Source organism: Acetatifactor muris (genome assembly GCF_024623325.1).
Lineage (GTDB): Bacteria > Bacillota > Clostridia > Lachnospirales > Lachnospiraceae > Acetatifactor > Acetatifactor muris.
This window is the reverse complement of record NZ_JANJZD010000044.1, coordinates 21,816-33,639: the sequence shown is the minus strand read 5'-3', so window position 1 is coordinate 33,639 and position 11,824 is coordinate 21,816. Positions and strand designations below refer to the sequence as shown.

The window sequence follows — 11,824 nt, the reverse complement described above, 5'->3', positions numbered from 1 at the left end:
GTAGGATTTGGGGTAAAACTGCAAGGAAAATCGATGCCTGGATGCAGAACCCCTGTAGTTATTTTATCATAAATATGCTGAAAAGTCAGTAAAATCAATGGTTTACAGACTTAAAAAGCAGACACTATTTAGCTCTAAGTCTTCCGGCGCATTAAGAAACTGTCCCGCCTCTTCTGATATTCTGGCTATTGTTTCTATTTCCTGATCATAATCTCGTATAATATATTCACCTTTACTGGAAATATATAATTCTAAGGTACTCATATTAACTAACGGTATTCCATCCTGTAAAAATACAGGTTCATCAATCACCTCATATGATATATAGCTATATACCAGGTCTATATCTTCAGGCAGCTGTTCCATATCATCCCAGGATTCAATATCCAGTTGCTTTACGAACCTTTCTATTTCTTTATTATTATCAATGATACCAATCGTCTCACCAGAAGCTGAAATAATTTCAGTAAATTGTTTTTTTCTTCATCGTTACTGAAATACGCTCCATCTGCATCTGAAGCATTGCTTTTAGTTGTCTTATCCCCACAACCAACGATGCTAAACATACCTACTGCCAATATAAAGACTAACATGATACATTTTTTCATACTGCCTCTCCACCCTTTCATCATTTTAATGTCAGAGCCGCTCCTGCTCCCCCGATTCCCCAATCTGCCGGAACACCGGGGATACCTGCCCTGCCCTGTCAGGCTGTGGCTTATTGGGGATATGCGCTCACGGAATTTTTGAAATCTTATTGGTTATTCAAATCCCCCTATTTATGCTTTCCTGTCAAAAGACGGCTTCTCCTCCAGATAATCCGGTAACTCCTCCAGCTCTGCCCCTTGGCCATTCTTTAGCAAGCGGTACTCATCAAAATAAATCCCATAAAACTCCCTTTCCTTTTCCCGTTCAGCCGGAGTCCTCTCACAAGCCCACCCATATCCCGAACCGAGATATGTCAGCACCTTTGTACCCTGATAGTAAATATCCGCGCCATATCCCCCGCTTGTCAGGATCGGGCAGGTCAGCGTTCCGCCCCCTGCCAGCGCAAACTTCTTTTCAGCAAGGTTCTCCGCCCTCCCGTCTGCCGCCTCCAGGAAGTCAAGCAGCGTCAGTTCCCCGCTCCCCTTGCATTTCGGATTGCCGCCCTGCTCTTTCAGCGCATTTTCAGCCTGCCGGTACAGTGCTTTCCTGTCGGGCGACACGTCAGACATATACTCTGCACATAGTTCCGTCCGCCGCCTATGGATATATTCCAATTCTGCCTTGCTTGTAGTATTCGCAGCCTTCCGTGCCAGTTCCTTGATCTCGTCAGTAAACTCCACCTTTGATTTACTGCTTTTCCCGGAACTTGGAATGATAGACCAGTCAGGCCCTCTGCCGCGCAATGACATACGCTGTTTTGTATTAATAGAATTTACTGTACTTAAAGCCGAAATTCCCATGAGTCCACCTCACAATCCCTTTTGCCTTTATTTCCCCGGTTTTCCAATCTGCTGAAACGCCAAAAACATCTACTCTGTGCCTTATTGGGAAAGCACCTATAACCGTTCCAGCTTTTCCAAAAACGCCCTGTAAAATTCCCCTTCTTTGATACGGGCCTGCTGAACCTCTATGCTCCTTGGCGTATATACTCTTGGATGCTCCAAATCGTACAGCGCCTTTTTCGTTGCCTGGATCGCAGATTCCACCGTGTTTCCAAGGATGTCAAAATTCTCCGTTTCACCCTTAAGCTGTTTATTAAGCCTCTGCACCATCATCTGCGATATGTGGCTCATCATTCCGTTGTCCCGGATTCCCATGCCATTCGCATTTACTTCTTTCGCCGCCTCCATCCACGCATCCTTCACTTCCTGCGGGGCGTTCGGGCCAACCATCTCAAAGGCTTTCTCATCCTGGTCGGCTGCCTTTCCCTGCGCCGCCTTTTCTTCCACCGTTTCCATGAATCCCACAGCCCCGGATTCCGCGCTTCTTCCTGTCTTTCTTGCCGTATATCCTGTCAGCGGATATCCCGCTGTCCCTATTCCGTTAATGCCCATTTCAGTCCTCCATTTCTTTTTTATGGCAGCTCCTCTGTCGGTCAGAGCCGCCTCTGCTCTCTCGTAATAAGTCCGAGCAGTTCATTGCCTCCATGCAAACAAGCCAACTAACTTCCCCTGTCAAATCCCATACCGGCCTTCACCTCCCTACTCCCCCATTTCCCCAATCTGCCGGAACGCTGGAGATGCCTGTCTTATCAGGCTATGGCTTATCAGTTATTCAGATACCCCTGCTTTTCTTCTTCATCAGACCATATGCGGTCATACCGGCTGCCAATGCTATCAAACACATCATGCCATGTGGCGAACTTCTGCATTTCTTCAATGCTGCTCCTGTTGTTTTGCAGCCAATCGAAAACCGCCTTATAGGTATTTTCCGAAAACAGGACGCTCCAGTTGTTCTTATAATCTGCATTGTCATTATAGGACATCCCGTTAAAGCCCATAGAGACAATGCCGTCCTTCGTATGCTGCGCCAGCCCCTTTATCTCCAGATCAGCCCATATGTATGCGGCGTTCTTATCGTGGATCAGGTTGGGATATTTATTGAAGTAGGTCTCCGCAAGGGCCTCATACCTTTCCCTGTCTGCCTCGCTCTGCAAAAGGACTTTTCCCCCACGGCCTTCCTCGCCATCCCGCACAAGATACTGTATGCCAGTGCCGGAATGGGTCTTTAATGTGAAACCGGACAGTTCCTCCGTTTCCAGCGCTTCCACGCCCATGACATCCTGCAGGGCGTCTTTCAGCTCGCCGTCCAATACCATAGCATCATAGCTCATGGTTCCATGCTCCGAGATCAGGAACTGCTTTCCTGTCTGGCTGTCCTGCCTGACCTTGATGTCAGAATAGTCAAAAGCGCCTATCCTTTCTCCCTGTTTATTGTAAATATCGAAACACCCCGCCTCGTTGTCCGGCACAATCCTGTAATTCTCGGATTCGTATGTTTCATAGGCAGGCTTCACATTGCGTACCCCGGATGCCGCCGATGCACGGTACGCATCCAGCACCGAAGTCTGCCCCGCCGCCCTCATGCCGCTTCTTATGGGAGAACTGCTCCCTGCCGCATCTGCATCCGCCATCCTGCCCGCGAAGCCCGTTCCCGAACCATTCCTCTGAGCCTTTCCCATATCACGCCATGCGGGATATCCCGCCCCTATTCCATTTACGCTCATCTCCAAATCCTCCGCTATTGTCATTTATTCAATACTGTGGCTGGGAGTGATATGTTTCCACCCCCAGCTACGCTGTGACAGTCTGAATATGTAAAACATCACTGTTCTACAGAAAACATAGCTTTCTGGATATTTTTCTGCCAATATGAGCTGTCAAAGTAATTCCCGCTTTTAGGCAGGTTCCTGAACATATTCATGATCATGTCATAAGTCATGGATGATGTATCTATGAACAGTTCCTTTCCGTCCTTTGATTTAATCGCTGTACCGTTTGTTCCCACATAGGCAGTTGTATTGTCATCAAGGTACTGTATCGTTCCTGTCATTTCCGCAAACTTTTTCAGCCACGACTCTCCCGTTTCCTTGCACATTTCCTTAAATTTCTTGGCATCCTCCCCCGTCATATAAGGGTGCTTCCCATCCCTGACATACCATGAAAAACCTGTTGCTTTGTCCGTATATTTCGGGTCTGTTGCCGCCCATTCTTCCAAGGTCTTATCGCCATACCAAACTGTCAGCCCGCTGTCATTTGATACGGTGTTTTCCTCCTGCCCCATTATTGGATTTGTTGATTTAAGTGCGTCATATATATCCTGCACATTGGCATTCTGCCTTGCACTTCCGGGAGCGGATTCCTCTGCCGCCTGTTTCTGCGGGTAGAACTGTCCTGCCCTGCTCCTGTTGTATCTATTCGCTGATACATTGTTCTGATAATAATTCTGTCCTATTCCATTTACGTTCATTTTTCAAATCCTCCATTGTCATCAATTATTTTAATGGCAGCCCCTCTGTCGTTCAGAGCCGCCCCTGCTCCCATGTAATAAGTCCGAGCAGTTTATGCCTCCATGCGGACATACAACCTAACTTCCCCTGTCAAACTTCATGACAAACACCCCCTTTCACTGCCATCCGCTAATAATACGAGCCAGCCTCCAAAAAAGTTTTATTTCTCTTATCACCTACATCCGCCCCTCACCTCCGGGCAGACCGCAGAGGCAAAGCATTATGCGCCTCTGCGGAATAGGGTGTAAAGATTATATCTTCATGTCCACGGATGACAGTGTTCTCCCGGATTTCCTCAGATTCGCTTCCACAGATTCCCTTGTGATGCCGTCCAAAGCCCCGGATGGAACTGGCTTTCCAATTTCCCACTTAGGGTCGGCTTTCCTTGCAGCATCCAAGAACGCCTGCCGATATGCCCTTTCATACTGCTCCATCGTATACCCTGCCGCCAGCCTGTCATCCTTCTTCGTCTTTCTATACAGATTGTCGTATACATCCATGCGCTTTGTCGTATCTCCATTCAGCGTGCCATTTTCGCGTAGGAATTCTTTCTTTGTCTGCTCAAACATCTCATCCTTGCTGCTCTCTGGGATGGAAACGATACGCTTCTGACGGTCTGCATTTTCATCCGTCAGCACAAGGCCGGCAAGCCCGTTTCTTGGATTGATAAAATCCCCGTCTTTATCGTAGCATTTCATCGAATTTTTAATGCTTTGTATATTTGTGTACATTGCACCGTTACCATTCTGCATCATTTCTTTTATTGCAGCCCTATATTGGGCGCTGTTCGTGTCAATCCCCGCTGCTCTTAATTGCGCTTGCACCGAACCGCTGTTTAACTGAGACAGTTGGAAACTGCCAATCGCACTCTTCTTTGGTGTCCCGAACATACTTTGGAACAAAAAACTGTAATCTGTAATCTTTGACATAGCATCATCCTCCATGATTTCCTTTGCTATCAATATTTTATTAGCGGCTCCTCTGTCATTCGGAGCCGCCCATGCCCCCTTATGGTAAGTCCGGGCATATTCTGTTTTACTTCAAATTTTATAACATTAGTACAGTTATCAGATATTTCCCAACACATTACTGCTGTATGCACCAATCGCACTTTCATAAGCCATTGCCGCCGAAACCTGTGACCGGCTGATGAAATGATAGTTTACAGCCGTATCAAGATCACTTTTTTTCAGGGCGTCTTCCATAAGCTGTTTATGATATTGCAGCTCTGTCCGTTCTCTGCGCTCCGCCGCTGCTTCCTCGGCAAGCTCCTGATACCGCACCCGTCTTGCCCGTTTTGCCGCCTGTTCTGCTCTCACCTTTGCTTCAATCTTTGCCCGCACTTCCGGTTTCAGATCCCCGGTCACATATACATACCCCACACCTTTTTCATCAATACTCACGGCATAAGAAGACATCTCGAATCCATTCATTGACATTTCCGCCTTACATCTTGGAAGGTCATCGAGCCCTTTCTGGATTATTTTTTCATAATGGGCTGCTTTCTCCGGGTCGTTTGCCATCTTCTCTAAAATATTTGGAGCGATTACAATATTGTTATACCCCGCTATGCTTGCGCCGAAGTTGTCAATACTCCTTTGGTCATTACCGATATTTTTCACCATCACGTTTGCGCCATATCGCTGTTTCAGATACTCCACATACTGCTCCTCCCGCGATGCGGAACTATTTTCTGCAGTCTGCTTTACGGTGTCCGCAAAACTGGTTTTCCCTGTGGCATTATTTTTCTGCGCCTTATTCGCATACTGATATGCCGCCAACATATCATTTACTCCTAAAATGCTCATAATAATTCTTCTCCTTCCTGCTGATTAACTTTTTACCATGACCGACAATGTGAATCTATTGCCTTTTACAATACAGTCCATATCGCCGCCATATTTTACTGCACATTTTCTGATATTCTTTAGCCCTATTCCATGCACCTCCTTATCTTCTTTTGTTGATATGGGAAGGCCGCTTTCCTTGTCGAACAGTGCCATACCATCAAAGCTGTTCTCAATTTCTATAAAATACATATTCTTTGCCCGAAAAGACCGGATCGTGATATAGGCTTCTGCATACGGCTGTTTCTCCCTCATTTTCATGCAGGCTTCAATCGCATTATCCAGCCCGTTGTTCAGAATAATCCCCATATCATAAGCCTTTATCGTAACGGCATCTGAAAGCATGAACCCCCTTGCATCCAGCTTAATTCCTTTTACCTTTTTTGCCGCATAACGGAACTTGCTGCCCACCACCGCATCACTGACTGCATTGCCCGTATGCACCCTGCTGTCAAGCTGTTCCACCGACTGATACATACCCTCAAAATACTGCCGGATCTCCTCATCTTCCCCACTATACTTTTTCTGTATAAGGTTCTGCAGGACTGCCATGTGGTTCTTCATATCGTGCTTGACCGAGCGTACCCCGTCATACAGATGCTCCATTTCCACCATTGAACCCTGCATCTGAGTGATCTGGTTTTCCAGTATGATCTTCTCCGCCCGTTCTTCCTGCAGAGCTGCCATGTTCTGATAAATACGGAAACTGAACACGACAGCCCCAAGCAGCACAAGTGCTATCATGGGAATGATAAGGTATAGCGCCGGATATCTTTCATACAACAGCACCGGAACGCCATCCGTAACTGTGATCATCAGCAGTCTCACAAGCACTGAAACCAACACGCCAGCCACGGCAGGGAGCAGATAGAAAACCACTTCCTTTTCCATCCCCTTTTCCCTGCAACGGTAACTCTTTACAATCTTCCTTATGGAAACAAAAAGCAGGACTCCTTCTATGGTTTCCACAAACGCAACGGAAAAGCAGGCCAGCGCATCTGCCGCCACAGGCAAGTATTCCGGCCATTCCATGCTGCTACCCGCCCCATGTACCAAAATGTCTATCAGTCTTTTCCCGATATAAAGAAAACTGTACCCTGCCCAAAATGCCAGTTCACGCAAGGCGATAAACTGAATGGCCAGAAAGATTTTCAGCGGCATATTTCCCTTATACCAACCCACACAAAAAGCAAATAAGGAAACGGTAGTAAAAAGCAACTCCACAATTAGCGTCACACTGTCTGTTTCACGGAATAAAGCCCCTTTGACAATCCTTATCAAAATCCACACAATTCCAGCTATCCACTGTGCATTCCTTAATCTGCACAGCTTTGGTTCCGCAAACCTGCCAAAAAAGAACTGGATGCAGTACCCCTCAAACAAATAAAGCGGAATACTGAGCATCCCCATGATATATTCAGCCATCAGCACCCACCCCATTCCTCAGATACCGCATATAGGCTTTTACAAACTCCCCATACTTTTCTTTTGCCAGATAAACATACTCCCCATTGTTCAAGATGACGCTCTCGCTGTCATACTCTGCCACATACACCATGTTCACCAGATATCCCCTGTGGCAGCGGTAGAAACTTTCCCCAAGCTGCCCTTCCATTTCGTTCATGGAAGCGTATGCCTCTATGATTTCCCCCGTGGTGTGTATCTCCACTTTTTTTCCCCTGCTCTCAACATAAAGGATGCTGTCCTTTTCCAGTGTAAAACTTCGGTTCCTCGTCTTTATGAATACCGTTTCCCACCGTTTGGTTTTCCTCTTTTCCATCTCCCGCTCCGCACGGTGGAACACCTCCCGAAACTTATCTTCCTCAATCGGCTTTAACAGATAGTGGAATGCCGCCACGTCAAATGCCTCGAAAACATACTCCCGAATTCCCGTAATAAAGATCAGTATGGTATCTTCATCCCTCTGTCTAAGCCTTTTCGCCGTTTCAATCCCGTCTGTTCCATCCATCTGTATATCGAGGAATACAATGTCAAACTTCTTGTCGGTAGCAAGCAGCGCATCCCCCGTCTCATAAAGATCAAGGCATATCCCCACTTTCTCTTTTTCTATCAGTTCATTTATCTGTTCACGGATGGCTTTCTCGTCATCACATATGGCTATGTTCAATCTCATCACCTGCAATTCATTTCCCATGCGAGTGCTTTTCTCGCATTGAGCATTAGCTTCCCCATGGCAGCTCTTTTTACTGTAGAAAGTTTTCTTTCTACTTATATCGGCAGAATTTTGGCGCAGTCAGCCACGAAGGAACGAAACCCTATTTGAAAGGGAACGAAATCTTTTTCTTTTCCACAAAAAGTTCAAATCAACCCTAAAGTTTTTCGCCATTCGTCCGATATAGTGGCGGATGCCCCACAAGGTCTGCCGTGTAAGCATATTACTTCTTATTTCCCCGCTTTCCAAGTGATTTCCGTTATCAAACCGCCTGGCCTGCCTGCGGAAATGACAGACCGCCGTATATGGTAGATGAAGTCCATAGTGCGGCAGTTTGTCTTTTGTAGTATTATCTGGCACTAAGTTCCACCAAAACAATCTCCGGGCGGTTATTGAATGGTTCCTATACTGTATCATCCTTAATCGCTTCTACAATAACATCATCCCTGATCTTCTTAGAAACCAGCATATAAATCCCATTGATCACAAGCAGCACCAGTACAATGTACATCAACAGCGCCCACACCGGGAAAGCGCACAGGAATTCCACTATGGGCACTCCCATCATATAGCACTGTGCGGCACATACAATGATAAGCAGCGGCAAGCCAATCAATATTGGCCTGACTGACAGCAGAAACCCTTCCATCCCAAGCAGCCGCCGGATTCCCTTTTCATCCACACCGACCGAGCGGAGCATGGCAAATTCCTTCCGCCTCTGTCCTAAACTGTTCAGGATTGCCGAAAGCACTGAGGAAATACCCACAACCCCAAACAGCGCCACAAGGCTGCACACGACAAACATTGTCGCCCCTGTCATCCTCCCGCGGTTCCTCATACGCTCCGTCTTACTGGAAGCCATAAAATCACTGCTGCCCAGATAAGCACTGCATATCCTTTCCGCTTCGCCCTGGATTTCTTTGTCCATCCCATCCGGCACAGCATAATTTACATAGTTCCTGTAATTATAAACCTCCATCTCATCACTGAAATTCCCGATAATGGCATAATATTCCTCCATCGGCACGATAACAGGCAGTGTATAAAATGAAGGGGCAAGCCCGATCTCCGGCATTGACGGGATCACTGCCGCAACGTCCACGGCAAACTCATAGTCGCCCTGAGTATCATCCGAATACTTCTCTGTCAGCTCCACCCTCTGCCCCTGCCGGAGATTCAGATAAGGGACTGTTTCCTGCATTGCCTCATAATCCCTTGCACCGGGGTTCTTTGCCACACTGTTTACAATGATGGCGGAAGATTCCGGTAAAGCCTCCGCGCCTGCTTCCCGCAGAACGCTTTCATAGGCATCCTGCTCCATCCCCACCAGCACACAGGTTACACGGTAACGCCCGTCCCGCTCCACGATATAGCCGTCTGCGGCATCAAAACCTCCTGCCTGCAGGAATTCTGCTGACTGGTCACTCCCGGAAAGCCAGACAGCGCAGTTCGCCCTTGCATAAACAGATGTTTCCTGTACACCCGGCACAGCTTTCAGTTCTGCAAGGAGCTCACCGTCTATCCGTTCCCCCGTCCCCAGCGTGATATTCACATCAAAATGATTCCTGTTTTCCGCCTGCGCATTGCTGATATCGGAAGCCGTAAAAACTGCGAGGAACCCAAAGGCAAGAAGCATACAAAGGGAAAGCGTCACCATGCAGGTATGGTACAATTTTTTCCCCGCATTTACCGAGTTTGCCGCTATCTCCCCAAGGAATCCGAAATGTTTTGCCAATATGGGATGGCTCTTTGCTTTCTTCGATGTGCGTCCGCACATTGCAATGCTGTACTGCTCCCTGCGCACTGCCTCTATGGGCAGGATTTTTGACATCTGTTTCGCCGGCCCATGTGCGGCGAGCAAAACCGTAACAAAGGAAAGCACTGCCGCCATGAGCGCCGCGGCCGGTGAAAAAGAAACCTCCATCCGGCTTCCGAACACTTCACTGGCCATGCTGGAATAGGCTGACAGGACACCGATGGAAAAAAAGTATCCCAGGATCATTGAAAGCAGGATAGGGATAACTGAAAGGATACACGCCTCATAAATGACCGTCCTTCCTATCTGCTTCGGCCCCGCCCCTACAGATTTCAGGATACCGAGCTGATGTATCTTCTGTTTTGCCGAAATCCCGAAAGCGCCCCTTATGATATAGGCAAATACCGCCATAGATGCGCCTGCCGCAAGCAGGAGCCCAAAAAACAGCTTCGGCACATCACTCTGGAAAAAACTCCCGGCTGCATATACCCCGTGCCATGCAAGCAGCGCGGCATGGTAGCGGCATGGGTAGTCCCCGTATTCATCCTTCGGAAGCCCTATTGCCTCCGCAATCTGCGGGACTGCCATATATACTTTCCCCCTCCGCTCCATCTGGAGGTAGACCACCACCTCACTGTCCGGCGAAAGTTCCTCCGGCTCCATAAATCCATAGGCAAGGTATCCTTCATAGCCGGAGGAAACGGACACATCCAGTTCCCCCACAATGGTCAGGCTGGCGGCGTCTTTCTGCCGGTTTTCTTCCATGTACGTCCGCACATTGCTGCCTATTTCCACTGCGAGCGCATCCCCGATGCCATATGCCGGGTTCTGCAAAAAGAAATCCTTGCTGACCACGACCTCGCCGGGAGCCTGCGGGATGCGCCCCCGCAAAAGCATATTCTTTTCATACATGGCATCCCAATAGCCGCTGTCACAGTTCTGTATCAACAGGCAGGGAAGCGCGGTCCCTTCCGGCAGGAACGCAGTCTGGTTGTCCCCTTTCACAAACATGGCTTTTACGCCCGCATTGTCCCTCACCATGCCAAGCCTGTCTGCCGGAACATCCATAAGCTCCGCATCCCAATCCCCGGAGGTATAAATCTCCTGCTGTACCATCTGGTTCCAGAAACTCTGCGCAAAAACAAGCAATGTACATAAAAAAGTGGAAGCAATCAGAACTGCCACAATAATAGAAACAGATGTGCGGCGGTTTTTACGCACCTGGTCTAAGCTGTATTCCCGTATGATGTTCATGGCTATACCTCCCTGCCCGCTTCTGCGGGCCTCAATTCAATATTTGAACGGAACGTTCAAAATCGCACCGCCTTATCCGAGATGATCTTCCCATCCTCTATCTTGATGATGCGGTCTGCCTCCAGCGCCACACTTTCATCATGGGTGATCAGGAGGATAGTCTGTTTATACTGGCGGTTGGACAGTTTCAGCAGGGAGATGATCTCCTCCGTATTCTTCCGGTCAAGGTTCCCTGTCGGCTCGTCAGCCAGCAAGATCGCGGGCTGGTAGATCAGGGCGCGCCCGATTGCCGCCCTCTGCTGCTGTCCCCCGGAAAGCTGCCCCGGCAGATGCTCCAGCCTGTCCTCCAGCCCTAATGTCCTTACAATGTCGTCAAACCGTTCCTTACCCGGCTCCTTATTATCCAGGAGCATGGGCAGACAGATGTTCTTCTTCACACTGAGCGTGGGGATAAGGTTATAAAACTGGTAGATAAGCCCCACCTTGCGCCTGCGGTACTGCGCCAGCCGTTCCTCCCCAAATGTCGCTATGTCCACCCCTTCCACAAATATCTTCCCGCCGTCAGGGCGGTCAACGCCTCCCAGCAGATGGAGCAGCGTTGACTTGCCGGAGCCGGATGCCCCGATGATGGCAACGAACTGCCCTCTTTCCACCTGCAGGTCTACATGGTCTAAAGCCGTTACCATTGTCTGCCCTGTCCCATACTGCCTGGTCAGCCCCTCGGTTCTTAAAATATCCATAAACAGCACCTCTCATTTCTCTGGATTCCGGAAGAACGCCGTCTTTGCGTTCTTCTA

12 protein-coding genes are annotated in these 11,824 nt (G+C 48.4%); all 12 read right to left on the bottom strand.

From position 1 onward, the window contains the following. Positions 1-102: 102 nt before the first annotated feature. The 12 genes from NSB25_RS25345 to NSB25_RS25290 all read right to left on the bottom strand — a co-directional run bounded on the left by NSB25_RS25345 (position 103) and on the right by NSB25_RS25290 (position 11,767). The gene (locus NSB25_RS25345) at positions 103-366 is read right to left on the bottom strand and encodes a hypothetical protein (protein WP_103242089.1); all 264 of its coding nucleotides are present in this window, start codon (positions 364-366) and stop codon (positions 103-105) included. 41 nt (positions 367-407) lie between these two features. Continuing rightward, complete coding sequence (locus NSB25_RS25340; protein ID WP_146040183.1) at positions 408-608, bottom strand: hypothetical protein; 201 nt, start codon at positions 606-608, stop codon at positions 408-410. Positions 609-779: 171 nt separating this feature from the next. Further along, positions 780-1,448, bottom strand: a complete 669-nt coding sequence (locus NSB25_RS25335; RefSeq protein ID WP_103242091.1) for a hypothetical protein — start codon at positions 1,446-1,448, stop codon at positions 780-782. Positions 1,449-1,544: 96 nt separating this feature from the next. Then, positions 1,545-2,042 (bottom strand): hypothetical protein, encoded by a 498-nt coding sequence (locus NSB25_RS25330; protein ID WP_103242092.1) that lies wholly within the window; start codon positions 2,040-2,042, stop codon positions 1,545-1,547. A gap of 212 nt (positions 2,043-2,254) precedes the next feature. Next, a complete protein-coding gene (locus NSB25_RS25325) occupies positions 2,255-3,214 on the bottom strand; it encodes a hypothetical protein (RefSeq protein ID WP_103242093.1) in 960 nt (319 codons plus the stop codon). A gap of 98 nt (positions 3,215-3,312) precedes the next feature. Then, positions 3,313-3,957, bottom strand: a complete 645-nt coding sequence (locus tag NSB25_RS25320) for a hypothetical protein (RefSeq protein ID WP_103242094.1) — start codon at positions 3,955-3,957, stop codon at positions 3,313-3,315. Positions 3,958-4,248: 291 nt separating this feature from the next. After that, positions 4,249-4,926, bottom strand: a complete 678-nt coding sequence (locus NSB25_RS25315) for a DUF3879 family protein (RefSeq protein WP_103242117.1) — start codon at positions 4,924-4,926, stop codon at positions 4,249-4,251. A gap of 138 nt (positions 4,927-5,064) precedes the next feature. After that, the gene (locus NSB25_RS25310) at positions 5,065-5,805 is read right to left on the bottom strand and encodes a DUF6033 family protein (protein ID WP_103242095.1); all 741 of its coding nucleotides are present in this window, start codon (positions 5,803-5,805) and stop codon (positions 5,065-5,067) included. A 24-nt stretch (positions 5,806-5,829) separates the two neighbouring features. Further along, on the bottom strand, positions 5,830-7,269 hold the full coding sequence (locus tag NSB25_RS25305; RefSeq protein ID WP_242982601.1) for a sensor histidine kinase: 1,440 nt from the start codon (positions 7,267-7,269) through the stop codon (positions 5,830-5,832). Then, the gene (locus tag NSB25_RS25300; RefSeq protein ID WP_242982602.1) at positions 7,262-7,999 is read right to left on the bottom strand and encodes a LytR/AlgR family response regulator transcription factor; all 738 of its coding nucleotides are present in this window, start codon (positions 7,997-7,999) and stop codon (positions 7,262-7,264) included. The genes NSB25_RS25305 and NSB25_RS25300 overlap by 8 nt, the downstream gene beginning before the upstream one ends. 421 nt (positions 8,000-8,420) lie before the next feature. Continuing rightward, positions 8,421-11,027, bottom strand: a complete 2,607-nt coding sequence (locus NSB25_RS25295; protein ID WP_103242096.1) for an ABC transporter permease — start codon at positions 11,025-11,027, stop codon at positions 8,421-8,423. 56 nt (positions 11,028-11,083) lie between these two features. Then, entirely contained in the window at positions 11,084-11,767 is a 684-nt protein-coding gene (locus NSB25_RS25290) for an ABC transporter ATP-binding protein (protein ID WP_103242097.1), read from the bottom strand. Positions 11,768-11,824: the final 57 nt, after the last annotated feature.